This is a genomic window from Hyphomonas sp. CACIAM 19H1 (assembly GCF_003325995.1).
Lineage (GTDB): Bacteria > Pseudomonadota > Alphaproteobacteria > Caulobacterales > Hyphomonadaceae > Hyphomonas > Hyphomonas polymorpha.
The window spans coordinates 3,895,633-3,917,623 of record NZ_CP016437.1; the positions used below are offsets into that span (position 1 = coordinate 3,895,633).

Here is a 21,991-nt window from a genome sequence, read left to right on the forward strand (position 1 = left end):
CCAGTCTTCGCTCAGAGGCAGCCGTAAGCCGCTTCCACCAGCGCCACCGCACGCGGATCGCCCACCAGCGAGGCCGACTGCCGGTTCATCACATAGGCCGCAGACAGCCCCCGCGCCGGATCGGCAATCGCCATCGATCCGCCCCATCCCGAATGGCCGAGCGTTTCCGGGTTGGGCCCGAATTTGCCATGGCAATTGATCATGATGCCGGCGCCAAACATGGTATGCATCGGCAACACTAGGTCGGGCCCGTCCACGCGCGGCCGCGTCAGCGCCTCCAGCGTTTCCCGCCGCATCAGCGTCTTGCCCCCGGCAATCTGCCCGCCCCGCGCATAGGCCTCGTAAAGGCTCGCCACCGCCAATGCCGCGCCATGCCCGTTTGCGGAGGGGATTTCGATCTCCCGCCACGCCCGGCCCGCCCGGTCCGGCGAAGCCCATTTGTAGACAAAGGCCGCTTTGCGCTCCGGCGTCAGGTTGCCCAGCGGCGCCAGCGCCTTGGGCCGCAGCATGTCGCCCACGCGCGGCTCGTCGGCTTGCGGAAGGCCGATCTGGAAATCGATGCCCGCCGGCCCGCAGATGTCTTCCTTCAGGATCGTGCCCACGCTGCGCCCGGTGATGCGTTTGACCACCTCGCCCAGCATGTAGCCCCAGGTCAGTGGGTGATAGCCATGCGCGCTGCCCGGCGGCCACATCGGGGGCAGGGCGGCAATCGCGGCGGCGCAGGCGGGCGGGTCCAGCCACAGCGCGGGGTCGATTTCCTTCTCAAAACCCGGCAGGCCCGCCTGATGGCTCACCATCTGGCCAATCGTGACCTCGCCTTTACCTTCAGCCGCAAATTCGGGCCACACATCGGCAACGGGGGTCTCATATCCTGCGGGCAGGTCTTCCACCGCCATCGCCAGCACCAGCGCGGAGATGCCCTTGGAGGCCGAATAGATCGGCACAATCGTCGTCTCGTCCCAGATGCGTTCCTTGCCCCGGTCAGCCCAGCCCCCGCGCAGGTCCACCAGCGTCTCCCCGCCGATGCGCAGGGCAAAGCTCGCGCCATGCTCCTCGCCGCCGGCAAAATTCGCCTCGAATGCCTCGCGCACCGGCTCAAAGCCGGGGGCCACATGGCCGGAAATGGGCGTATCAGTCATGCGTCGGGCTCCCTGTCACATTGATTTCGGCCCGGAAACAGGCCACCCCTCTGACCGCAAGAGACCCCATACCGTCAAGGAGGCAACGCCCCATGTCCACCCCCCACCGCCCCCGCCGCTCCTGCCTCTACATGCCCGGCGCCAACACCCGCGCGCTGGAAAAGGCCCGAGACATTCCGGCCGATACGCTGATCCTGGACCTGGAAGACGCCGTCGCCCCCGAAGCCAAGGAAGAGGCCCGCGCCGCCATCCTCGCCGCCGTGGCGCAGGGCGGCTATGGCAAGCGCGAGATCGTCATCCGCATGAACGGCCTCGATACGGCCTGGGGCCATGAAGATCTCGAGGCCATCGCCACGTCCGGCGCCCATGCCGTCCTCGCGCCCAAGGTGACAGGGCATAGAGATATCGAGCGCCTCAGCCAGCTCCTGAAGGATGCTGGCGCGCCCGAAACGATGGCCCTCTGGGCGATGATCGAAACCCCGCTCGCCATCCTCAACATCCAGGAAATCGCCGCCGCGCGGAAATCCACCCACCTCACCACTTTCGTGATGGGCACGAATGATCTGGCCAAGGAATACCGTGCCCGGATGACAGCGGACCGGCTCGCCTTCCAGACCGCGCTTCAGCTCACCATCGCGGCGGCCCGCGCCTATGGCCTCACCGCGATTGATGGCGTCTATAATGACATCAAGAACGAATCCGGTTTCCGCGACGAATGCGAGCAGGGCCGCGACCTTGGCTTCGATGGCAAGACACTGATCCATCCCAGCCAGGTGGGCGAAGCCAACCGCATCTTCGCCCCCAGCCCGCATGATGTCGAACAGGCCAAAGCCGTCATCGAAGCCTTTGCCGACCCCGCCAATGCCGGCAAGGGCGTCCTGAAAGTGAATGGCAAGATGACCGAGCTGCTCCACCTGGAAGAGGCCCGCCGCGTGGTGGAGATGGACGAGGCGATCCGCGCCCTCGCCTGAGAGCGCCGGGTGGGGGAGGGGCGTCCGTAAGGCCGCCTTGTCCCCCGTTTTTCCGCAGTAAAAACGCCGCTTCACCAGAGGGTTATCAGAAAAACAGGGCCATCTTATCCACCCCCTGTGCGCCCATGGTATTTTCTGCGCCATGGACACCGAAGATCAGATCCCGGCAGAAGATGCCCTGAGCTACCTGCTCGGCCGGGCGCGGTGGTTCATCCTTAATCTGATCGATTTCATGGATACCGCGCTTGCCCGGCAGCCGGCCTCTCCCTCGCGCCAGGTCGTCGCCTATCTCACCCGCCGCGCGCTGCTTCCGGCAGAGACTGCCCTGCGCCGCGCCATCCTGCTGATCGCCAGTGAGATGGACGTGCCGGTCCCCCGCGCCCCGCAGGCAAAATCCACGCGCCCGGCTGCGCCGCCGCTCCGCAAGGAAGCCCCCGGCGCCCGCGCGCCCGTTTTCCGGATGAACGAACCTCCGCCGCGCGCGGCAAAGACAGAAGGTGCCCCTCCGAAGGCGGAATATCTGCCTGAACATCTTTTCCCCCGTATCCGTACGTTGACCGATGACGTGCTGAGCGCTCCGCCGCTGCCCGCGCCTGCTGCCCGCGATCCGGGCGCGCGTTTTTTCCGGCGGCTTGCCGCCCTGCGCCAGGCTTATGACGATCCCCGGCGCGAAGCCCGCCGCTGGCTGCGCCGCAACGCAGCCCTCGCCCAGCGCCCTGCGCCGGTCACCTCGGGGAAAATCCCCGGCACGCGCCGCGCCCTCGGGCCGGACGCGCAGGCGCTCCTCCGGGAGCTGACAGAAGCCGTCCTGCGCACCCTCACCCCCAACACCTCCTGACCCGCCGGAAACTGCCCGCCAGGCTGGAAACCGCCTCCCCCGCACAGCGCAGGGGAGGATAAGGGCGTTTCGCCGCCGTCCACTGCAAGTGCGCCCCCTCGACACGCGGCCAAAGCCCCCTAAGTCAAACCCCAGACAAGCTCAGGAGGCCCCCATGACCTACATCCTCATCCACAATCCCGGCTGCGGCTCCTCGAAGAAGGGGCTCGAACTGCTTCAGGCGAACGGCATCGAGCCGAAGGTGCGCAAGTATATGAATGCGGCAGAGCGGCTGTCGGCGGAGGAGTTGAAGGACGTCGCCAAAAAGATGGGCGTCAAATCCCCCCGCGCCTTCCTGCGCGAGAAGGACGCGGCCGCCGCCGGTCTGCCTGAAACCGCCTCCGATGAAGAGGTCTATGCCGCCATGGCGGAAAACCCGAAGCTCATCCAGCGGCCCATCGGCATCAATGGCAAGAAGGCTGTCCTCGGCCGCCCGAATGAGAAACTGCTCGAGATTGTGTGATTTGGCTGCCGTTCGGCCCGGATTCGTTAAAATTTGATCGATTGGCTTCGCGGTTTCTCAGCCCTGATGGGCGATAACGGCCCCATGTTGTTTATCGCCCTCTCAACTGCCGGTCTCCTCCTTGCCTTTTCGGCCTTCGCCGCCTTCGGGCTGCCTTGGCTTGTCATGGGGAACCGGGCTTTTGAGGAGTTCCCCGAGCGGCGCGATCAACAAGTGATGGCCGGAATGCTGGCCACCACGGCCATCTGCCTCGCGTGCATGCCGCTGCTCGGTTCGGCCCTTGCCGCCGCCAGCCCGCAGCTGCAACTCTTTGCCGAGACGGTGCTGGCTGTGCCGGAACGCTTCTGGAGTTAACCGCCGGAAGCGGCTAAAGCCTCGCCCATCAGAAGATGAGGGCAAGCCATGGCGACCAGCACGAAATCCAATCCGGGCAACTTCTTTGAAGATTTCAAACCCGGCGAAACGCTGATCCACGCCACCCCGCAAACCGTCACCGAAGGCGACATCGCCCTCTACCGCGCGCTGACGGGCAATCGCTATGCCCAGTATTCCTCCGCCGAATTTGCCAAGGCGGCTGGCCTGCCGGGCCTCTGCGTAGACCCGCTGCACGCCTTCCACATCGTCTTCGGCAAGACCGTGCCGGATATTTCCCTCAATGCCGTCGCCAATCTCGGCTATGCTGATGGCCGCATCCTGCGCCCGGTTGAGCCTGGCGATACGCTGCGCGCCAGCTCCGAAGTGATCGGGGTGAAGGAAAATTCCAACGGCAAGACCGGCGTCGTCTGGGTCCGCACCAAGGGCGTCAACCAGCGCGGCGAGGAAGTCATCACCTATGTCCGCTGGGTGATGATCAACAAGCGCGATGCGGCCTCGCCGGCGCCGGAAGAAATCGTCCCCAGCCTGCCATCGGCGGTCGCTCCGGCAGACCTCACCGGCTTCCCGGAAATGAAATCCTGGCCCTTTGCCCAGTCAGGTAGCCGCCATGTCTTCGAGGACTACGAGGTCGGCGAAAAGATCAACCATGTCGACGGCATGACAGTTGAAGAGGCTGAACACCAGATCGCCACGCGCCTCTACCAGAACACCGCCAAGGTGCATTTTGATGCCCATGGCCAGAAGGCCAGCCGCTTCGGCAAACGGCTCATCTATGGCGGCGTGGTCATCTCGATTGCCCGCTCGCTCGCCTTCAATGGCCTGGAGAATGCCGGCCAGATCCTCGCCATCAATGCCGGCACGCATGTGAACCCGCTCTTTGCCGGCGACACGATCTATGCCTGGAGCGAAGTGCTGACCAAGGCGGAGCTGTCGGAAACCTGCGGCGCCCTGCGTCTGCGCCTTGTTGCTGTGAAAGATGCCGATCCCGGCGCGTTCATCTACAAGGACGAGGCCGGAAAGCACGACCCGCGCGTGCTGCTGGACTTCGACTATTGGGCCGCCATCCCCCGCGCCCGCTAGCGCAGGCCCACGGCCACCCTATATTCGTCCGATGGGCGGCTATCCTCCATATGCGGGCTTCACCGAATTTGCGATTGCGCTCGGCGTGATCCTCTCGGCCATTGTCAGCCTGCTCGGCACCTCCAGCCGCAAGCGCATGATTGCGCAAGGGGAGGCGCGCCTGCAGGATCTCTCCGAAATGACGGGGATTCTCGACCCCAAGCAGCTCTTTGCCGTGTTTGGCCCGCCGGATATGGGCCGGGTCTGGCGCAGTGTCACCCTGCTGGACATTCGCCGCGCCCGGACCCCTGCCGGCTGGCTGATGTCGAGCGACCTTGTGGATTATGCCTGCATTCTGGCGGCGTTCATCGGCATCGCCATAAACTACTCGCTCGTTCCACTGCTTTTGCTCGGGGCATTGGGGGTACAGGCGGCTGGCTGGATTGTGTCGGCCCGCGTTCCGAAATAAGGGGCAGGGGGGAGCGCGGTTTCGCGCATGTGGGGAAATCTAGGAAGCGGTCCATGAAGCTCTGGAAGATGAACGGTGCGGGCAATGCCTTTGCCATTTTCGATGCCCGCTCGACGGCATTTACGCCAACTGTGGAGCAGATCCGCAAAATCGCGGCGGATCTGAAGGCCGATCAGGTGATCGCGATGGAGCGCGATGCCACCAAGGACGTCTTCATGCGCATCTGGAACTCCGACGGCTCGGAAGTCTCCGCCTGCGGCAACGCCACCCGCTGTGTAGGCCTTTTGATGCTGGACGAGACGGGGAAAGACCGCGTGACCATCCAGACCGAGGCCGACATGCTGCGCGCCTCCCGCGCCGAAGGCGGCCTGATCACGGTCGATATGGGCTCCCCCCAGATGGGCTGGGAAGACATTCCCCTGTCGGAAAAGATGGATGTGCGCGGCGTGGACCTGAAGATCGGTCCGATCGACGCGCCGATCCTGTCGCGCCCGGCCGTTGTCTCGATGGGCAATCCTCACGCTGTCTTCTTCGTGAAGGATGTGGACGCCTATGATATCCCGGCCATCGGCCCGCTGGTCGAATGGCATCCTCTGTTTCCCGAAGGCACGAATGTCGGCTTTGCCCAGGTGATTGACCGGGAAACCATCCGCCTGCGCGTCTGGGAGCGGGCCGCCGGCCTGACGAAAGCCTGCGGCACCGGCGCTTGCGCGGCCCTCGTTTGCGCCGCCCGCGCCGGGCTGACGGGCCGCAAGGCAAGGATGATCCTTGATGGCGGGGATCTCTTCATCGACTGGCGCGAAACCGATGACCATGTCTACATGACCGGTCCGGTCGAGCTGGAATTTGAAGCCGAAATCTGAACCCCCGGCTCAGGGTATTGCGCGGGATCGTTATCGCGCTCAATCTGGACGACACTTATCAGAGGAACTACCCCCATGCGGCCCGCCTTGACCCTTGCGACCCTCCTTCTCGCGGCAGCGGCCGCTCAGGCCCAATCCATCTCGGTGAACAAGGGACAATGGTCCGTCACCCAGGATATGTATTACGAAGTCAGCGCCGGGGGTGAAGTGATTGATATCCCGGCCGAGCATACCGCCATCGAGGAATGCTGGTCGCTGGACGAGGAAGTCCTGATCGATGAAAGCATGGTCGAAATGTTCGAAGGCTGCGTCTCCACCGGGGTAAACGCAAAGCAGTTCGGGCTCGATATCGGTCTTTCGTGCAATTTTGACGGCCTCAATGTCGACGGCGCCGCGCTGTTCTCAGTCTCCCATGGCCGGGACAGCTTCGCCGCCCAGATTTACCTCGCAAGCCCCAGCGGCGATGAAATCGATTTCCAGAGCCATATCCTGATGATCGGCCACCGCACCGGCACCTGCCAGGCCCCCGGCTGAGGTCCAGCAGGCCTATCTGCTTGCAATTTGGCCCCATCGGCGCGATCTGACGGGCTCATGGCTGACACCGCCCCACCTTCCGGCCCGACCGTCATCACGCTCGGATGCCGCCTCAACACCTACGAGTCCGAGGTGATGCGCCGCCATGCGCAGGAGGCGGGTCTCGGTGATGCGGTGATCGTCAACACCTGCGCGGTCACCTCCGAAGCCGTGCGCGGCGCCCGCCAGGCCATCCGCCGGGCCGCCCGCGAGAACCCCGGCGCGCCGATCCTGGTCACCGGCTGCGCCGCCCAGACAGACCCCGGCGCCTTCGCCGCCATGCCGGAAGTCACCCGCGTCATCGGCAATCATGACAAGATGAAAGCCGAAACCTGGAAGCCGGCAGACCTGCTCGGCGGGGAAGAAAAGGTCCGGGTGAACGACATCATGAGCGTGCGCGAAACCGCCGCCCATCTGATCGACGGCATGGAAGGCCGCGCGCGCGCCTATGTGCAGGTCCAGAATGGCTGCGACCATCGCTGCACCTTCTGCATCATCCCCTATGGCCGCGGAAACTCCCGCTCGGTTCCGGCAGGGGAGGTGGTGGCCCAGGTGCGCGCCCTCGTCGCCAGCGGGCATCATGAAGTGGTGCTGACCGGCGTGGACCTCACCAGCTGGGGCGCAGACCTTCCGGGCACGCCGCAGCTCGGCAATCTGGTTCAGCGCCTCCTGAAGCTCGTGCCAGACCTCCGCCAGCTGCGCATATCCTCCATCGACGCCATCGAGATGGACGAAGCCCTGCTTGAGGCGATGACAGATCCGCGCCTTGCGCCCTATCTTCACCTTTCGCTCCAGCATGGCGACAATCTCATCCTGAAGCGGATGAAGCGCCGCCACAGCCGCGAAGACGCCATTCAGCTTACAGAACGTCTGCGGACCTTACGGCCAGATATTGCTCTGGGGGCGGACATCATCGCCGGATTCCCGACGGAAACCGAAGCGCATTTTGAAAACTCCCTCCGTCTTGTCGAAGAATGCGGCCTCTCGTTCCTGCATGCTTTCCCTTACAGCCCGCGCCCCGGAACGCCGGCGGCAAGGATGCCCCAACTCGCCAAGCCGCTGATCAAGGAACGCGCCGCCCGCCTGCGTGAGGCCGGAGAGGCAGCGCTGCGGCGCCACTTCGCCCGCCATGCAGACCAGGTGCGCGAAGCTCTTGTCGAGCGCGGCAGCATGGCCCGCCTTTCAGACTTCACCCAGGTAAAACTCATCTGGCCGGATGGGGCAGGGAGCGACACGGCAGGGCGCGTTCTCCGTGTACAGATAACCGGCCATGACGATAAACAGCTATTTGGAACACCCCTCTCATGATCCTCTGGTTCGGCAAGAAAAAGAAACTCGAAGAGGCCAAGGCCGCCGGCGAAGCGATGAAGGCGCCGGAGCTGACGGCGGAGGAAATCACCGCGCAGGAAGCGGCCGCGCGCGAGAAGGAAGAGATCGAGCGCAAGGTCGCCGAGGCCAACCGCGCCTGGGAAGAACGCCAGCGCCGGGAAGCTCAGGAGGCGGAGGATGAAGCCGTCCGCGCCAAGGCCGCCGCCGAACTCAAACTTCTCGAAGAACGCCGCGAGCATGAACGCCTTCGCGCGGAAGCTGCCGAGGCTGCGCGCCTTGCTGCGGAGGCGGAAGCCAATGATCCGGGCCTCTTCGGGCGTCTGGGCGAAGGCCTGGCCCGCTCCACAGCCAAGCTCAGCGAGGGCATTGCCGCCCTCGGCCGCCGCAAGCTGGATGAGGATACGCTGGAGGAGCTGCAGGACCTTCTCATCACTTCCGATATGGGCACCAGGGTCGCCGCCCGCGTCACCAAAGGGCTCGCCAAGGGCAGGTTCGACAAGGAAATCTCCGGCGACGAGATCCGACTCGCCCTAGCTGAAGAGATCGAAGAGATTCTGAAACCGCGCGAAAAAGTGGTCGACTTTTCAGATGGCCCCCGCCCGCGCATCGTGCTCTTCGTCGGCGTCAATGGCTCAGGCAAGACGACCACCATCGGCAAGATTGCGTCAAAGCTGAAGGATCAGGGCGCCAAGGCGCTGCTGGTGGCGGGCGACACCTTCCGCGCGGCCGCCGTGGAACAACTAAAAGTTTGGGGCGCGCGCGCCGATATTCCGGTGCTTGCCAAGGATACCGGCGCGGATGCCGCCGGCCTCGTCTATGAAGCCGTGGAGCGGGCCAAGGCGCAGGATCTCGATCTTGTGCTGGTGGATACGGCAGGCCGCCTCCAGAACAAGGCGGAGCTGATGTCGGAGCTTGCCAAGGTCGTCCGTGTCGTGAGGAAAATTGATCCCGATGCCCCGCATGATGTGATCCTGGTACTTGATGCCACGGTCGGCCAGAACGCGCTCTCCCAGGTCGAGGCCTTCCGGCATACGGCCGGCGTCACCGGTCTCGTGATGACCAAGCTCGACGGCACCGCCAAGGGCGGCGTGCTGGTCGCCATCGCCGAAGCGTATGATCTGCCGATCCATTTCATCGGCATCGGCGAAAAAGCAGAAGACCTCCGCCCGTTCAGCGCGGAGGCCTTTGCAAAGGCGCTGGTGGGCATCAAGGCGCCCTAGGTTTACTCGGCGGCCTTTGCCACGCTCCGGCCATCGTCAAATATCTCTTCGATATGCCGCTCGAACAAGCGGGCAATGGCGAAGGCCAGTGGCAGGGAAGGGTCATACTTGCCGGTCTCGATGGCGTTGACCGATTGGCGGGATACGTCCAGCAGGTCAGCCAGTTGCTGCTGGCTCCAGCCGCGTTCAGCCCTCAGGGCACGGATATTGTTTTCCATGGCCCGGCCCCTCAGACCGTCTTGCCAAGAGATTGGCGGAGATGCGCAAGGCCATAGAAGAAGAAAAAGCCCGGTCCAAACAGGAAGAGGGGAATGTCGGGGATCACGTTGAACCGCTCAAGGAAGCCCAGAATAAAGATGGCCCCGGTCAGCATTACGCCGCCTTCCGACAGGGCCTGCAATTGCCGCATCCGTGTGTACTCGTCCGTCTCCCGGACGAGCCGCAGGATGGCCATCAGAATGGCGATCAGCGGAAGGGCGATTGCCACCGCTGCGCCCATGCGCACGCCGGTGGAGGCTGTGTCGAGGTCGATGAAGGTGAGGGCAACGGAGATGGCCACACAATAGAGCGCCATCATCGGGACGAAGATCCGCATGTAGCGCTTATTGGCGGTACGAAAGCCTTTGGATTGGGTCACGGGAAAGCTCCATGTCAAGTTTCCTTGTCTATATGACAAGGAAACTTGTCTTGTAAAGGACCCTGGGCATTATGTATTTGACAAACCCGATTCGTCTGTGATTCGCAGACTGGCCCCGGGGCGAGTCATAATGCCTTGTAATAATGGGTTTTTGTGCTTCTGAATTCCACATTGACGTTACGTGGCACGTTCATTCACAATTGCGGTGACGGCTGGAATGAAAAGCCCGCCTCACCCCGGCAAGGGTGGGCGGGCGGTTCAGACCGGCCTCTGCGAAACCTTTGCGGGGCGGAAGCAGAAACAGGTTCTGAGTAGGGAGTACAGAATCGGGCGACTAGCCTTTGTTGTCAACCGCCTCGCGCCTTTAAAGGAGGTGCGTCATGTTGACGACCATCACTGAAGCTATCGCCAGTCGCACACGGCTTACCATCAACTATCCGCCCGGCGTGCGGGTCATTGAACCTCACGCAATTGGCTACAGCAAGGATGGCAACATCCTCGTGCGCGCATACCAGACAGAGGGCGCAAGCGCCTCTGGCGAGCATGCGCACTGGAAGCTGTTCCGCCTTGATCGCTTGGAGGGCGCCAATGATAACGGCGGTTCTTTTGGCGGCCCGCGCCCTGACTACAAGAAGGGCGACAAGGCCATGAAGGGTGGAATTATCGCGGAGCTGTAGCGCCGCAATCGCACGGGCCCGGCTCTAGAGCTGGGGCATTGTGTACGGCGCAGTCAGAGGCGTGAGCCGTCTTTGACTGCGCCACTTTTTTGAGAGAGCGCTTGAAGTCCGCTTCGGACATATCGGCGCCTGCCTCTTTGGCGGCCTCAATGAACTTATTCGCCTGATCGACGGGCTGCTTTTTTGAGCTTTCGCTGGGCATTTGCAAAATCCAAGCTGATCTTCGTCAGCTCGCCTTCCTCGTTTACGTTCCACTGAGGGCGATAACACTCGCGCTCTTTCATCGCCTCGACTTGGCGCTCTATTCGTTTCCACCACATCAAAATGTGCGCAGCTTGCAGATGCCGAGGCGCGCTACACCATCGCGCAGGAAGATGGATCACCTTGAGGCCCGTGTTGAAGATTGCCGTCACCTGTGGCGGCTGCTTCTGGAAATCTGTATCCGCAGAAAGTATCGCGACACCGCCGGATTTTGAGAACGCTGTAATCCAGTGAACGTCTGATTGGCCTGCCCCGTTTACGTCTTTGTCGTGGATTGAACTCAGTTCCCAGCCCGGACTCAATGCAAGAGCGCGGACCATGTCCACGATAACTGGTGATACGTGCTCGTCTGCCCGTATCCTCAAGCCGCCATCGCAATCTCAAACATCACGGCCGACTTAACGGCGGCGACATCCACTTTGAACCACTCTGCTACACTTTCGTAGCTTTGATCTGCCTTCCACTGACGATACAAGGTTTTCGTTGGAACCATTGTCGATTCAACGATTGGCTTTCCAAATGCTATTCGTGGATCAACAATTACGTTCGAGAAGCCAGCGCGAGGCGTCCATTTCTTTGCCAGCGCCGTTCTCGGATCAAACACAACGCCCTGAGCAACTACACTTTCAATTGCCGCCCACATTTCCGTCTGCCCGGTTGCCATGTCCCAAGTCACCTTGTCTTTCTGGGCCTCTGCAGCTTGAGCGAACACCTTCCGCCTGTCCGTCATGTACTTGACGTCAGAGAGCGCGAATGGGTGGGTTGTGTCCCAATCCTTTCTCGCCCTTTCAGCAGCCTTTCGCAGAGTTTGCAGCGGGACGCCTTGAGACCGAAAGAAGTCCACAAACCTCAATTCTATGAGGTCGAGAAAACTGACGGTTTGTGGATCTTCAAAATCGCGCAGCAGTATGGGCTGCCCATTATTCCAACCGCTCAGCCACCCCCGAATCTTTTGGGTATTCTGCTGTCCAAGAAGGCGCGCCGCGTCCGGTAGAGAATAGAAACCCGCAAATAGTGGGTCTTCAACGACCTTCAGCTTCGCGCCCATGATGAGTCCCGATAGGTCAAGCGTTTTCCGGTTACGTTGTGTAGCGCAATCTCTAGCCGCTGGGAATCCTCAATACCGTTCGCAGAGCGGTTATTATAGCGAAAATCAAACTCGGCCAGATACCGGTGAAGGTGCTTCTTGGAGCAGTGCTGGTAGGTGCCTTTCATGCCGCGCTTGAAGACGCTGAAATAGCCTTCCACCGTGTTAGTGTGGATCGTGCGGTCTTCCTTGCTCACCCACTCCTCAGCGGCGTGATTGACGCGCTTGTGAACCGCGAACTTGCTACCGACAGGGCGAAGGCGCGGGGCCTCATCCGTCAGGATGCGGGTTTCATAGGCGACGTTCGCCTGAACAATCGGGCCGATGGTGGAAGATTTCAGGTCATCAATGACAACGCTGCGGGCTTGGCGGGTCTGGCGGTCAATGAGGGTGAGAACCTTGTTGCGCTCTTGCCAAGGCGCCATGCGCTTGCCCTTGGGCGCGTCCGGGTCTTTGCCGATGAACGTCTCATCTACTTCAACGTCGCCACCGTTGCCGCCGAACGGGTTCAGGGAGCCGTCAGCCATGGCAAGGCGGATACGGTGGCAGAGGAACCAGGCCGTTTTATACTGGACTTCCAGCACACGGTGCATCTGGTGGGCGGAGAAGCCCTTCTTGCTGGCGCACATGAGGTAGATCGCCTGCAGCCACTTATGCAGCGGCAGGTGGCTTTCCTCGAAGATCGTACCCTTACGGACGGTGAATTGCTTGCGGCACTCTTTGTGCTTGCACTTGTAAAGGCCGAAACGCTCCACACCTTCCGGGTTCGCCTTGCTGGGCTTGGAGCGAACGCCCACCAGTTTGGAGGCAGAATTGACGCCGCCGCAGAACGGGCAAACCGGACCTTCTGGCCACAGCACGGATTCGACGTGCTCGAAAGCAGCGGCCTCGTCGTGGAAGTAGGGCTTGGAAAGAATGGACATGGTTTGCTCCTGTCCCTTCTAGATAGGTCAGGCCGTGTGGTTTGTCAAATACATAATGCCCAGGACCCTTTACAGACATTTTTTGAGCTCCGCGCATAACAAATCCCGGCGCGGCGAGGCCGGCCGGGACATGCAAAATGCTGAAAGGACGAGGAGGCCTATTCTGCCGCCATGGCGCTCGCCGGCGCGGCCCGCGCGCCGCGCATGAGGCGGCCGGGCAGCTTGCCGGTCGGGTCGCCGTCGCGGTGGGTGATCTCGCCCTGAAGGATGGTCGCGGTATAGCCCGAAGCGCGCTGCATCAGGCGGCGCCCGCCCGCCGGCAGGTCGCGCACCACGTTGGGCAGGTGCAGCTTCATGTTGGCTAGATCAATCACATTGAGGTCCGCGCGGTATCCCGGCGCAATCAGGCCCCGGTCCCAGAGGCCGATCCATTCGGCGGTCTTTCGTGCCTGGCGATGTACGATGCTCTCGACACTGAGTTTCTGACCCTTCGTCCGGTCACGCACCCAATGGGTCAGCATGGTGGAGGTGAACGAGCCGTCACAGATCATGCCGACATGCGCGCCGCCATCGGAGAGGCCGGGCAGGGTGGCCGGGCTCTGCATCATCTCCAGGATCGGATCGAGGCTGCCCTGGGCGTAGTTGAGGAAAGGCAGATAGAGCACGCCGCTGCCGTCACGCTCAAGCATCAGGTCCAGCGCCACGGCTTCGGGCAAAACACCCCGCGCCTCGGCCATCGCGGCCAGCGTGCTTTCCGGGCCCGGCTCATAGTTTACCGGATCGGTGAGCTGGAAGATCTTGCCGAAATTGCGGACCATGGATTTCAGGAACGGATTGTCCGTCTGCGGCGCATCGGCCAGAAGGCGCGCGCGGAATTCCGGGTCGCGCAGACGGGCCAGACGCGCTGCCAGCGGAAGATCGGCAATCTCCCGATAGGTCGGGTGAGCGCTGAACGGGTTCAGCGTCAGCTCCAGCCCCAGCAGCACGCCCACCGGGCGCGGCGCCACCTGCGCGCGGATCGGCACGCCGTCTGCGGCCGCCGCCTCAATCGCGCCGAGCAGGTGGCGCCAGCCATTGGGTGCTACATCCGATTGCGCCAGCGAGACAGAGAGCGGCCGTCCCGTCTTTTCCACGATCCGGCGCAGCATGGCTGCTTCCTTCTGCGGGTCGTCAAAGTCTGAGACGAACTGCAGCACGCCGCGGCCTGCCTCGGCCAGGCCCATGCCGATGCCGGTGAGTTCGGCTTCAGAGGCAGTCAGCGTCGGGGTCGGCTGGCCGTCGGAGGTGCGGTGGTTCAGCGTGCGCGAGGTGGAAAAGCCCATCGCGCCGGCCATTACGGCCTCCTTGGCGAGCTTTGCCATGGCGGCAATATCGTCCGGGGTCGCATCTTCCCGGTTTGCGCCCCGGTCGCCCATCACGAATACGCGCAGCGCAGCATGGGGCAGCTGCGCGCACACGTCTGTGTCGAAGCGGCGGGTGGAGAGGAATTCTAGATAGTCCGGAAAGCTTTCCCAGGTCCAGGGAAGGCCCTGTGCCAGAACGGGGAAGGGGATGTCTTCCACGCCTTCCATCAGGCGGATCAGCCGGTCATGATCCTCGCTCTTGCAGGGCGCAAAGCCCACGCCGCAATTGCCCATCACAACGGTGGTAACCCCGTGCAGGGAAGATGGGCTGATCGCCTCGCCCCACGTCACCTGGCCATCATAATGGGTGTGCAGGTCCACAAAGCCCGGGGTGACGATCTGGCCTTTCGCATCAATCTCTTCGATGCCCTTGCCGCTGACCTTGCCCACCTGCGTGATAACACCGCCGGAAACGGCCACATCGCCCTCGAAGGTTGCCCCGCCACTGCCATCAATGATGGTGCCGCCGCGAATGATCAGATCGTGGGTTGCCATGTGCGTAGTCCTCCGGTGGCCTTTATCTTCATTCAGGATGCCTCAAGGACAGGGGGTGTCAAACCCTGACGCCGCGACCCCCTCTGTCAAAACAGGCGCGGGAAAAAGAAAGTGCGGAGCAGCCCTGAAGCCGCTCCGCTCTGGATGTGCCTTATTTGCGCGGTCTCAGGGCGCGCTGATCAGCCGGTCTTCCAGACCGTCCCGCTCGCGGCCACCGAACACGGCTGCGCCCGCGGCCACAAAGGCGCCGATCATCATCGCCAGCGCGGTGGCAATGGCCAATGTTGCACTCGCCGCGCGCGCCGCGTCGGCCTCGTCCTTGGCGGCTTCACGGGCTTCGGCGATTTCGGTGAAAGCCAGCTGCACGCGGGCTTCAGCCTCGCTGTCGCTCATGCCGGTCCACTCGATCACGTCGGCAGTAAGCCAGGCGCGGTCTTCAGCGGTCACGGCCTCTTCGTCTGCAATCGCGCGGATCACCAGACGGCCAGCCTGCTCGCGGGCCCCGTCCAGCGTGATCGGATTGCCGCCTGGAATGCGGTAAAGCCGGTCGGTGATGACATTCGGGGGCGCGAGGGCGTCCTCCTCGGAGGCAACGGCCGCTGTGGTCACGGCAGCGGCTGCGGCTGATCCGCCAGCAGCGGCAACGCCTGCAACGGCAAACATGAACGCGCTTGCCACGGCCCAGGTGAGAAAGCCGTGTACACTGTCCCGAAAGAAAACCTCATCCCGGTGGATGGCCCAGCGGCGGCGCACACGGCCGGCGAGATAACCCCCGGCAATCGAAGCGAAGATCTGGATGAAGATCAGCCAGATGATGGTGACCACGCCGATTGTCGTCAGCGACAGCCCATCATCGGCAAAGGGCGACATGGCGCCAAAGCCAAAGGCAGAGCCGAGGACAACGAGAACAATCGTCAGCCCAAGCGCGGCAAAGGCGCCGGCAAAGACGGCGGACCAGCTGATCGCCGGGCCTTCCCAGCGCGAAGGGGACGCGCCCGCAGGCGCGTGAATAGGTGCATCAGTCATGATGAGCGCCTCCTTAGAAGATGAGAAGAATGAGAAGGATCAGCGGGATCGGAACCCCGAGAAACCAGAGTAAAATGCCCTTGCCCATGATGGGTGTTTCCTCCTGTGAATGACCCACGCCCGCCACGTATCGTCGAAGGGTAACGCTCCGCTCTCCGTTAGGTTCCCGCTCTGCTTGTTTGGGAGCGCTTGCTGCACAATCGAACGGGTTCCTCCGCCAAAGGAGGAAAGCCCGGGGCGGCCCGCAAAAGAACGCCTCGCGCGTCCCTGCGGCACGGCTTCCCTCGGTCAGCAAACCCGCCTAATCGGGGCGCGCATGTCTGCTTCGCTCCTCCCGGTTGTTCTCTGTCTTCTCTCTGCGCTGACGGTCGCGATCACCAATGTCATGGTGAAGCGCGGCGGCGACGTGCTGACCGCGCGGGCCATCGTTGCCATCGTCATGGGGCTCAGCGTCCTGCCGCTCCTGCCCTTTGCGCCGCTGCCGCCGCCGGAAACCTGGCCGCTGATCGCCGTGTCAGTCGTCGTGCACTGGTTCTACCAATTCTCGGCCATCCGGGCACTGCACCGGGGCGCGCTCTCGCTCGTCTTTCCGGTGATGCGCGGGCTTGGGCCTCTGGCCACCGCCGTGCTTGCCGCCATCTGGCTGCGCGAAAGCCTCTCGCCCATCCAGATTGCGGGCCTGATGGTGGCTTCGCTCTCGATCCTTGTCTTTGCCCTGCCGACGGGCCTGACCGAGGCGGCACGCCGTCTTGACCGGGCCGCGCTCTTCTGGGCGCTGATGACCGCGATCGGGGTAGGTCTTTATGCGGTGGCCGATACGCGCGCCGCCCGCGCCATGGAAACGCCGCTGACTTTTGTTGTCTGGCTGTTCCTGCTCGACTGGATCGGCGTCACGCTGGTCCTCCTCTGGCAGCGGAAGGGCAGGGTGGTCGCCTGCTTGCGCAAGGAGGCGCGCGCGGGCGCCATCGGCGGCATAGCGGGCTCGCTCTCCTATGGCATGGCGATCTATGCCTACACGCTGACAGACGCCGCCATGGTGACGGCGCTGCGCGAAACATCCGTGGTCTTCGCCGCCGCGTTTGGCGCCTGGCTGCTGAAGGAGGGTTTCGGCAAACGGCGCATCGTTGCTGCGGTAACGCTCGCTGCCGGGCTTGTGCTGATGCAGGCGGCAGGCTGACGGAACCTTTCATTCATGAGAAGACGGTAGCGAGCTGAACCGGAAGCTGCTCCCGCGCGTAAGGAATGCCATGACCGAGATGACCCCGCCCCCTTCGCCCGCCAATGGCATCGGCACCGCTGCCGGCAAGGCAAATCAGATCTGGGGCGATTTCATCCCCGTGATCGGCTTCATCCTCACATACAATGTGTTTCGCCGCGTGGAGCTGCTCGGCGGGCTGATCAACAAGGATACAGCCATCTACTGGGCCACCGGTGTGCTGATCGTCCTGATGCTTGGTTTCCTCGGCAAGCAGATCATCGAGCGCAAACCCGTTTCGCAGATGATGGTGTTTTCCTCCGCCATTGTCGGCGGCTTTGGTCTCATCGGCATCCTGCTTCAGGAGAAGGCCTTCATCTATGTGAAGCCGACAATCCAGCAGATCTTCATGGCCGGCATGATCTTCATTCCGCTGCTGTTCGGGAAGAACCTCTGGAAGACGCTCTTTTCAAAAGTATTCGATCTTCCGGATTTCGCCTGGCGCACGCTGGCCATTCGCTGGGGCCTCTTCTTCATCGCCATGGCCTTCTGGAATGAATATCTCTGGCGCACCTATGCGCCCGGTTTTGAAAGTCCGCTTGTGCTCGCCGGTATTCCGGTGGCGCCTGCTGGGACCTATGAATTCCTTGGCCTGACATTCGGCGCGAAGAATGCCGAAGATGTCTGGGCAAACTGGAAGCTCGGCAACATGGTGATCGTCTTCCTCTTCGGCGCACTGAATACGCCTTACACGCTGAAGCACCTGCGCACCGACGAAGCGCCCCCCGAAACGGCCTGACGCTTTGCAGCAGTGAACCCGCCTGAGACAGGCTGCCGCAGTCTACCGCGTCACCTTATCCGTACCCGGCGGGTTACCAAATGGCGGGAATATCTTCATATGCCGGGTCTGGGCAAAATGCGTCAGAGCCCATACAGCGGTCGGAAAGGCCATCTGCGACCAGGGGATCTCGGACCATCGGACGAGTTTCACCTCTTCGCTTTCCGGTCCTGGCGCGATGTCTGACAATAGTTTCGCGCGGAACATGATCTGAACCTGCGAAATGCGGGGCACGGAATAGACGCCGAGAATGCCTTCAAGCTCGATTTCGGCCATCGCCTCCTCGCGGGCTTCGCGCCGCGCGGCGTCTTCCACGCTCTCTCCTTCTTCCATGAATCCGGCCGGAAGGGTCCAGAAGCCCTTGCGGGGTTCGATTGCACGCCTACAGATGAGGATAAGGTCGTCCTTGATTACGACCGATCCGGCTACAATCTTAGGATTCACGTAATCAATAAAATTACAGCGATTGCAGATTCTCCGCTCTCGATCGTCCCCATCTGGCACATCAAGGCGAAAATCTGTGTTCTGGAAAGGAGTTGGCAATTGATCAGTCATCCAATCTTTATCCTGTCGCCTATATGGAGAATGTGTTTGATCCGCCTACGGGGCTCTTGTTAACGCCCCGGAACACGGATCGGCCCCTTTCCCAGTCCCGTCCTCCCCGGACACCTAACAATACACTAACCAATCAAGGAACCCAGTCATGAGCTTCAATCTCAACGCTTCGCCCAGCCACCTCCTGCACCGTGCCCAGCAGATCGCCGCCAACCATTCGGCAGCTGCTCTGAAATCGGCAGGCGTCACGCTGCGTCAGTTTTCTGTCCTCGCTGCCCTGTCGGGCAATGAAGGTGTCAGCCAGTCTGATCTTGTCAATGCCACCGGCATCGACCGCTCCACCCTCGCCGACATGGTTGCCCGTATGGAAACTGCTGGCCTCATCAAGCGCGCCGATTCCAAAACCGACGCCCGCGCCAAATCCGTCAGCCTGACGGCAAAAGGCAAGAAGGCCTATGACAAGGCTCTCCCGGCTGTCACCAAAGCTGACGACGCACTCTTCTCCACCCTGGCCAAAGCCAAGCAGGACGCCCTGCTGCAAGGTCTGACCGGCCTCGTCGACGACGCCGAGAAGAAAGAAGCTGCTCCGGTCGCGCCGAAGGCACCGAAAGCTCCGAAGGCTGCCAAAGCCCCGAAAGCTGTCAAAGCCGCTGCGCCGAAAGCCAAGAAAGCGCCTGCCAAGAAAAAGGCTGCCAAGGCTGAAGTGAAAAAAGCTCCGGTCGCCGTGAAGAAGGCCCCGGTTGCCAAGAAAGCTGCTGCGAAGAAGAAGTAAGCCTTCTTCCTTCGTCAGAAGGTCATGAGCGGGGCGCCCCAAGCGCCCCGCTTACTTTTTGGGTCAGCGCTTCGTCCAGCGGCCCGCCGATATGCAGGATGATCTCGCCCTCGGCAGAGATCACGAACGTCTCCGGAACGCCCGTCAGGCCGAAATCCAGTCCGCCGCGTCCCTCCGGGTCCAGCGCCACCTGGGTGTAGGGATTGCCCAGCCGCTCCAGGAATTTCGCCCCGTCAGCCACCTTGTCCTTGTAGAGAACGCCGTAAACCTGGCCGGGATGCTTCTCGCCCAGCGCCACAAGGTACTTGTGCTCGGCCTCGCAGGGGGCGCACCAGCTGGCAAACAGGTTCACCACCACCGGCTGCCCGCCGGGGGGAGGGGCAAAGGAAATCTCGCCACTTTCATTCATCAGCGGAAAGACATGTTCGGGCGCGGCCCGTGAAATCCGCTCGAACTCACCCTTGGAGGGCCGCATCATCTGCCAGCCGCCAAACCCGGCCACCACCACCAGAGCCGCCACCGGCAGGGTGTAGAGCCAGCGGTTCATGCCCGCAGATCCTCGTCATTGGCCACCAGGGCGTCGAGGCGTTTCCTGGCCGCCCGCGCCGCCAGCCAGGCCTGAAGGCAGGCTGCGCCAATCATCAGCGCGCCGATCAGATAGCAGGCCCAGATATAAGCGGCGTTCTTGTCAAATTCCGGCATCTGTTCAGCCCTCCAATGCGCTGGCGGTGAGCCGCGCAATCCGCCGCTGACGGATCTCCGTCCGCATATGCGTCATCACCAGCCCGCCAAACAGCAGGGCATGGCCCAGGCCGGATACCAGAAGCGGGGTGAGATACACCGCCGCCATCTTCGGCCCCTCTGCGGTAATCACGCTGGCGGGCTGATGCAGCGAGGTGAAGAGGTCCACGGAGAATTTGATCAGCGGCACATTGATGGCGCCCACCATGGCCAGGATTGCCCCGGCGCGGGCTGCCTTCTGGCGCGAATCCATCGAGGCGCGCAGGGCCATGTATCCCAGAAACAGGAACAGCAGGAACAGAACGGACATCATCCGTGCGTCGTCCCATTGCCACCAGGTTCCCCAGGTCGGTTTGCCCCAGACCGAGCCGGTGGCCAGGCACAGCGCCGTCCACACCGCGCCCAGCGGAGCCATCGCCTTGGCGGCAATGTCGGCCAGCTCATGGCGCCAGATGAACCAGACGAAGCTTGCCACCGCGAGGCCCGAATAGCTCGCCATCGACAGCCAGGCGGCGGGCACATGGATGAACATCACCCGCATGATGTCGCCGCCCTGATATTCGTCTTTCGGCACGATCCACAGGCCCTGCCACAGGCCCCACAGGATGCAGAGCGCGCCCGCGCCATAGAAGAGGGGCGCCGCCACGGCGGAGAATTTCAGAAACTTGTGCGGGTTGGCGAAGGCAGACCACATGGGACTAACGCAATAGCCTCCCCTCAGTCCGCCGCCAAGCGCAGGGCGGCTGCCATGGCATAGGGCGCAATGGCGCAGGCAAAGAGGGTGGAGGCTGCCAGCAGCATCGGCGCGCCGTCCGATCCGATGCCCCCGGTCATGGCGAGCGCCCCGAAGATGGCCGTCGGCACATAGAGGGGCAGGGCAATGATCGAGATCAGCAGCCCGCCCCGGCGCACCGTGGCTGAAAGCGCCGCGCCCACCCCGCCCCAGAAGAAAAAGGCAAGTCCGCCAAGGGTGTAAAAGCCAAGGTGGACCAACAGATCCATGCTCGCCTGGGCCTGAAACATCAACGCCAGCAGAGGAGAGGCCAGCGCCAGCGGCAATCCCGCCGCCAGCCAGTGAGCCAGCGTCTTGGCCGCTGCAATCGCCGCCATCGGCGCCCCGGTCTGCAGCCAGAGGTCCAGCGTGCCGTCTTCGGCATCGGCCTGGAAGATCCGCTCCAGCGTCACCAGGCTCGCCAGGGCAAGGGCTACCCAGATAATGCCGGGGCCAACCGCCTTGAGGGTCTCAGTATCACTTCCGATACCCAGCGGCACCAGCACGGCTGCCCCGCCCAGAAAGCCGAGCGGCAGCAGCGCGCCCGCGCCCCCGGCCCAGGCTTCGGCGAACGCCTGCCGGAAAGCGGCAAGGATGGGGGCGGCGCTCAAAGCGTTACCTCGGCTGTCACCGGAAAGCCGGCGGTGTCGTGCATGGACGCAATGAGGGCCCCTTTTGTCCGTAAATGTCCGGAAATGACCGCGTCGAGCATCGCTCTGCCGGCCGCGTCGAGCGCGGTGTAAGGCTCATCCAGCAGCCAGATGGGCCGGTCTTCCAGCAGAAGGCGGCCAAACGCCGTCCGCCGGCGCTGTCCCGCGGAGAGATAGCGTCCCGGCACATCGGCGGCCCGTGTCAGCGCCATTTTCTCAAGGATTTCAGGGATGTCCGCGCTCAATCCCCAGGCCTGCGCCCACAGCGCGAGGTGCTGGCGCGGCGTTTCCTGCGGCTTGATGCCTTCCTTATGGCCGATCCAGTGATGGGGCGCGGCCCGCGCAATATCCCCCGCTTCGGGCCGGGTCAGCCCCGCGAGCATCCGCAGCAGTGTAGTTTTGCCCGCCCCGTTGGCGCCGCGCAGCACGATGGCCTCGCCGGGGGATAGGGTCAGGCCAACGCCGCGGAACAGCGCCCGCTCCCCCCGCAGGATAGCGAGGCCGCTGGCTTGAATCAGGGGCGCGGTCGGGCTTGTCACCGGCGCAGACTTAGCCTGTTCGCCTCCGCCTGAAAACGGGGCCTTGCGCCGCTATTAACGCATTGACCCTTTGTCCCAATTG

At 62.8% G+C, this 21,991-nt stretch carries 28 protein-coding genes; 14 read left to right on the forward strand and 14 right to left on the reverse strand.

Annotation, left to right across the window (positions count from 1 at the left end; all coding sequences use genetic code 11):
• Positions 1-11 precede the first annotated feature (11 nt).
• Positions 12-1,139, reverse strand: a complete 1,128-nt coding sequence (locus BBF93_RS18400; protein ID WP_114106824.1) for a serine hydrolase domain-containing protein — start codon at positions 1,137-1,139, stop codon at positions 12-14.
• A 92-nt stretch (positions 1,140-1,231) separates the two neighbouring features.
• Between BBF93_RS18400 and BBF93_RS18405 the strand changes: the two genes are divergently transcribed.
• From BBF93_RS18405 to ftsY, 10 genes are all read left to right on the forward strand, one after another.
• On the forward strand, positions 1,232-2,110 hold the full coding sequence (locus BBF93_RS18405) for a CoA ester lyase (RefSeq protein ID WP_114106825.1): 879 nt from the start codon (positions 1,232-1,234) through the stop codon (positions 2,108-2,110).
• A gap of 142 nt (positions 2,111-2,252) precedes the next feature.
• Entirely contained in the window at positions 2,253-2,948 is a 696-nt protein-coding gene (locus BBF93_RS18410) for a hypothetical protein (RefSeq protein ID WP_114106826.1), read from the forward strand.
• Between the two features lie 154 nt (positions 2,949-3,102).
• Positions 3,103-3,450, forward strand: coding sequence for an ArsC/Spx/MgsR family protein (locus BBF93_RS18415; RefSeq protein ID WP_035597422.1), 348 nt, complete (start codon positions 3,103-3,105; stop codon positions 3,448-3,450).
• A gap of 66 nt (positions 3,451-3,516) precedes the next feature.
• Positions 3,517-3,804, forward strand: coding sequence for a hypothetical protein (locus BBF93_RS18420; RefSeq protein WP_114106827.1), 288 nt, complete (start codon positions 3,517-3,519; stop codon positions 3,802-3,804).
• A 48-nt stretch (positions 3,805-3,852) separates the two neighbouring features.
• On the forward strand, positions 3,853-4,905 hold the full coding sequence (locus tag BBF93_RS18425) for a MaoC family dehydratase (protein WP_114106828.1): 1,053 nt from the start codon (positions 3,853-3,855) through the stop codon (positions 4,903-4,905).
• 31 nt (positions 4,906-4,936) lie between these two features.
• Positions 4,937-5,353, forward strand: coding sequence for a hypothetical protein (locus BBF93_RS18430; protein ID WP_114106829.1), 417 nt, complete (start codon positions 4,937-4,939; stop codon positions 5,351-5,353).
• 53 nt (positions 5,354-5,406) lie between these two features.
• Positions 5,407-6,216, forward strand: coding sequence for a diaminopimelate epimerase (dapF, locus tag BBF93_RS18435; RefSeq protein ID WP_035597429.1), 810 nt, complete (start codon positions 5,407-5,409; stop codon positions 6,214-6,216).
• A gap of 75 nt (positions 6,217-6,291) precedes the next feature.
• Positions 6,292-6,750, forward strand: a complete 459-nt coding sequence (locus BBF93_RS18440; protein WP_114106830.1) for a DUF3617 family protein — start codon at positions 6,292-6,294, stop codon at positions 6,748-6,750.
• A gap of 57 nt (positions 6,751-6,807) precedes the next feature.
• On the forward strand, positions 6,808-8,097 hold the full coding sequence (gene mtaB, locus BBF93_RS18445; RefSeq protein WP_114106831.1) for a tRNA (N(6)-L-threonylcarbamoyladenosine(37)-C(2))-methylthiotransferase MtaB: 1,290 nt from the start codon (positions 6,808-6,810) through the stop codon (positions 8,095-8,097).
• Positions 8,094-9,338, forward strand: a complete 1,245-nt coding sequence (gene ftsY, locus BBF93_RS18450; protein WP_114106832.1) for a signal recognition particle-docking protein FtsY — start codon at positions 8,094-8,096, stop codon at positions 9,336-9,338. Before mtaB ends, ftsY begins: the two co-directional genes overlap by 4 nt.
• A 2-nt stretch (positions 9,339-9,340) precedes the next feature.
• Here the strand turns inward: ftsY and BBF93_RS18455 are convergent, their stop codons facing one another.
• Positions 9,341-9,556 carry a helix-turn-helix transcriptional regulator gene (locus BBF93_RS18455; protein WP_035597438.1) on the reverse strand — a complete coding sequence of 72 codons (216 nt, stop codon included), beginning with the start codon at positions 9,554-9,556 and terminating at the stop codon, positions 9,341-9,343.
• Between the two features lie 11 nt (positions 9,557-9,567).
• Entirely contained in the window at positions 9,568-9,975 is a 408-nt protein-coding gene (locus BBF93_RS18460) for a hypothetical protein (RefSeq protein WP_162786634.1), read from the reverse strand.
• 380 nt (positions 9,976-10,355) lie between these two features.
• On the opposite strand from BBF93_RS18460, the gene BBF93_RS18465 reads away from it, so the two are divergent.
• Entirely contained in the window at positions 10,356-10,652 is a 297-nt protein-coding gene (locus BBF93_RS18465; protein WP_114106834.1) for a WYL domain-containing protein, read from the forward strand.
• A gap of 155 nt (positions 10,653-10,807) precedes the next feature.
• Here BBF93_RS18465 and BBF93_RS19645 read toward each other — a convergent pair whose 3' ends face one another.
• The 5 genes from BBF93_RS19645 to BBF93_RS18490 all read right to left on the reverse strand — a co-directional run bounded on the left by BBF93_RS19645 (position 10,808) and on the right by BBF93_RS18490 (position 15,847).
• Positions 10,808-11,278, reverse strand: a complete 471-nt coding sequence (locus BBF93_RS19645; RefSeq protein WP_255417564.1) for a hypothetical protein — start codon at positions 11,276-11,278, stop codon at positions 10,808-10,810.
• Complete coding sequence (locus BBF93_RS18475) at positions 11,275-11,961, reverse strand: DUF433 domain-containing protein (RefSeq protein ID WP_114106836.1); 687 nt, start codon at positions 11,959-11,961, stop codon at positions 11,275-11,277. The genes BBF93_RS19645 and BBF93_RS18475 overlap by 4 nt, the downstream gene beginning before the upstream one ends.
• Entirely contained in the window at positions 11,946-12,923 is a 978-nt protein-coding gene (locus BBF93_RS18480) for an IS1595 family transposase (RefSeq protein WP_114106837.1), read from the reverse strand. The genes BBF93_RS18475 and BBF93_RS18480 overlap by 16 nt, the downstream gene beginning before the upstream one ends.
• 158 nt (positions 12,924-13,081) lie before the next feature.
• On the reverse strand, positions 13,082-14,821 hold the full coding sequence (locus BBF93_RS18485) for an amidohydrolase family protein (RefSeq protein ID WP_114106838.1): 1,740 nt from the start codon (positions 14,819-14,821) through the stop codon (positions 13,082-13,084).
• Between the two features lie 165 nt (positions 14,822-14,986).
• Positions 14,987-15,847, reverse strand: coding sequence for a hypothetical protein (locus tag BBF93_RS18490; RefSeq protein ID WP_114106839.1), 861 nt, complete (start codon positions 15,845-15,847; stop codon positions 14,987-14,989).
• A 316-nt stretch (positions 15,848-16,163) separates the two neighbouring features.
• On the opposite strand from BBF93_RS18490, the gene BBF93_RS18495 reads away from it, so the two are divergent.
• Together BBF93_RS18495 and BBF93_RS18500 are read left to right on the forward strand one after the other, a co-directional pair.
• Complete coding sequence (locus BBF93_RS18495; RefSeq protein WP_114106840.1) at positions 16,164-17,024, forward strand: DMT family transporter; 861 nt, start codon at positions 16,164-16,166, stop codon at positions 17,022-17,024.
• Positions 17,025-17,094: 70 nt separating this feature from the next.
• The gene (locus BBF93_RS18500) at positions 17,095-17,841 is read left to right on the forward strand and encodes an inner membrane-spanning protein YciB (protein ID WP_233349207.1); all 747 of its coding nucleotides are present in this window, start codon (positions 17,095-17,097) and stop codon (positions 17,839-17,841) included.
• A gap of 42 nt (positions 17,842-17,883) precedes the next feature.
• Here BBF93_RS18500 and BBF93_RS18505 read toward each other — a convergent pair whose 3' ends face one another.
• Positions 17,884-18,435: an NUDIX domain-containing protein gene (locus BBF93_RS18505; protein ID WP_051612481.1), complete on the reverse strand. Its 552-nt coding sequence runs from the start codon at positions 18,433-18,435 to the stop codon at positions 17,884-17,886.
• 148 nt (positions 18,436-18,583) lie between these two features.
• Here BBF93_RS18505 and BBF93_RS18510 point away from each other — a divergent pair, with 148 nt between their 5' ends.
• Positions 18,584-19,207, forward strand: coding sequence for a MarR family winged helix-turn-helix transcriptional regulator (locus tag BBF93_RS18510; RefSeq protein ID WP_035597446.1), 624 nt, complete (start codon positions 18,584-18,586; stop codon positions 19,205-19,207).
• Positions 19,208-19,229: 22 nt separating this feature from the next.
• Here BBF93_RS18510 and BBF93_RS18515 read toward each other — a convergent pair whose 3' ends face one another.
• The 5 genes from BBF93_RS18515 to ccmA are packed head-to-tail and all read right to left on the reverse strand — an operon-like array spanning position 19,230 to position 21,909.
• Complete coding sequence (locus tag BBF93_RS18515) at positions 19,230-19,754, reverse strand: redoxin family protein (RefSeq protein WP_114106841.1); 525 nt, start codon at positions 19,752-19,754, stop codon at positions 19,230-19,232.
• Positions 19,751-19,909 carry a heme exporter protein CcmD gene (gene ccmD / locus BBF93_RS18520; protein ID WP_114106842.1) on the reverse strand — a complete coding sequence of 53 codons (159 nt, stop codon included), beginning with the start codon at positions 19,907-19,909 and terminating at the stop codon, positions 19,751-19,753. Before ccmD ends, BBF93_RS18515 begins: the two co-directional genes overlap by 4 nt.
• A gap of 4 nt (positions 19,910-19,913) precedes the next feature.
• Positions 19,914-20,642 carry a heme ABC transporter permease CcmC gene (gene ccmC / locus BBF93_RS18525; protein WP_114106843.1) on the reverse strand — a complete coding sequence of 243 codons (729 nt, stop codon included), beginning with the start codon at positions 20,640-20,642 and terminating at the stop codon, positions 19,914-19,916.
• A gap of 23 nt (positions 20,643-20,665) precedes the next feature.
• Complete coding sequence (gene ccmB, locus BBF93_RS18530) at positions 20,666-21,331, reverse strand: heme exporter protein CcmB (protein WP_114106844.1); 666 nt, start codon at positions 21,329-21,331, stop codon at positions 20,666-20,668.
• On the reverse strand, positions 21,328-21,909 hold the full coding sequence (gene ccmA / locus BBF93_RS18535; protein ID WP_114106845.1) for a heme ABC exporter ATP-binding protein CcmA: 582 nt from the start codon (positions 21,907-21,909) through the stop codon (positions 21,328-21,330). Before ccmA ends, ccmB begins: the two co-directional genes overlap by 4 nt.
• Positions 21,910-21,991 lie beyond the last annotated feature (82 nt).

Excerpts from the sequence above, each read along its gene's own strand:
- BBF93_RS18505 (WP_051612481.1), bottom strand. The coding sequence starts at position 18,435 with ATGACTGATCAATTGCCAACTCCTTTCCAGAACACAGATTTTCGCCTT.
- BBF93_RS18465 (WP_114106834.1), top strand. The coding sequence starts at position 10,356 with ATGTTGACGACCATCACTGAAGCTATCGCCAGTCGCACACGGCTTACC.
- dapF (WP_035597429.1), top strand. The coding sequence starts at position 5,407 with ATGAAGCTCTGGAAGATGAACGGTGCGGGCAATGCCTTTGCCATTTTC.
- ccmD (WP_114106842.1), bottom strand. The coding sequence starts at position 19,909 with ATGCCGGAATTTGACAAGAACGCCGCTTATATCTGGGCCTGCTATCTG.
- BBF93_RS18500 (WP_233349207.1), top strand. The coding sequence starts at position 17,095 with ATGACCGAGATGACCCCGCCCCCTTCGCCCGCCAATGGCATCGGCACC.
- BBF93_RS18400 (WP_114106824.1), bottom strand. The coding sequence starts at position 1,139 with ATGACTGATACGCCCATTTCCGGCCATGTGGCCCCCGGCTTTGAGCCG.
- BBF93_RS18425 (WP_114106828.1), top strand. The coding sequence starts at position 3,853 with ATGGCGACCAGCACGAAATCCAATCCGGGCAACTTCTTTGAAGATTTC.
- BBF93_RS18440 (WP_114106830.1), top strand. The coding sequence starts at position 6,292 with ATGCGGCCCGCCTTGACCCTTGCGACCCTCCTTCTCGCGGCAGCGGCC.
- BBF93_RS18410 (WP_114106826.1), top strand. The coding sequence starts at position 2,253 with ATGGACACCGAAGATCAGATCCCGGCAGAAGATGCCCTGAGCTACCTG.
- BBF93_RS18415 (WP_035597422.1), top strand. The coding sequence starts at position 3,103 with ATGACCTACATCCTCATCCACAATCCCGGCTGCGGCTCCTCGAAGAAG.
- mtaB (WP_114106831.1), top strand. The coding sequence starts at position 6,808 with ATGGCTGACACCGCCCCACCTTCCGGCCCGACCGTCATCACGCTCGGA.
- ccmC (WP_114106843.1), bottom strand. The coding sequence starts at position 20,642 with ATGTGGTCTGCCTTCGCCAACCCGCACAAGTTTCTGAAATTCTCCGCC.
- BBF93_RS18405 (WP_114106825.1), top strand. The coding sequence starts at position 1,232 with ATGTCCACCCCCCACCGCCCCCGCCGCTCCTGCCTCTACATGCCCGGC.
- BBF93_RS18495 (WP_114106840.1), top strand. The coding sequence starts at position 16,164 with ATGTCTGCTTCGCTCCTCCCGGTTGTTCTCTGTCTTCTCTCTGCGCTG.
- BBF93_RS18510 (WP_035597446.1), top strand. The coding sequence starts at position 18,584 with ATGAGCTTCAATCTCAACGCTTCGCCCAGCCACCTCCTGCACCGTGCC.
- BBF93_RS18430 (WP_114106829.1), top strand. The coding sequence starts at position 4,937 with ATGGGCGGCTATCCTCCATATGCGGGCTTCACCGAATTTGCGATTGCG.
- BBF93_RS18455 (WP_035597438.1), bottom strand. The coding sequence starts at position 9,556 with ATGGAAAACAATATCCGTGCCCTGAGGGCTGAACGCGGCTGGAGCCAG.
- BBF93_RS18480 (WP_114106837.1), bottom strand. The coding sequence starts at position 12,923 with ATGTCCATTCTTTCCAAGCCCTACTTCCACGACGAGGCCGCTGCTTTC.
- BBF93_RS18485 (WP_114106838.1), bottom strand. The coding sequence starts at position 14,821 with ATGGCAACCCACGATCTGATCATTCGCGGCGGCACCATCATTGATGGC.
- BBF93_RS18515 (WP_114106841.1), bottom strand. The coding sequence starts at position 19,754 with ATGAACCGCTGGCTCTACACCCTGCCGGTGGCGGCTCTGGTGGTGGTG.
- BBF93_RS18490 (WP_114106839.1), bottom strand. The coding sequence starts at position 15,847 with ATGACTGATGCACCTATTCACGCGCCTGCGGGCGCGTCCCCTTCGCGC.
- BBF93_RS18475 (WP_114106836.1), bottom strand. The coding sequence starts at position 11,961 with ATGGGCGCGAAGCTGAAGGTCGTTGAAGACCCACTATTTGCGGGTTTC.
- BBF93_RS18420 (WP_114106827.1), top strand. The coding sequence starts at position 3,517 with ATGGGCGATAACGGCCCCATGTTGTTTATCGCCCTCTCAACTGCCGGT.
- ftsY (WP_114106832.1), top strand. The coding sequence starts at position 8,094 with ATGATCCTCTGGTTCGGCAAGAAAAAGAAACTCGAAGAGGCCAAGGCC.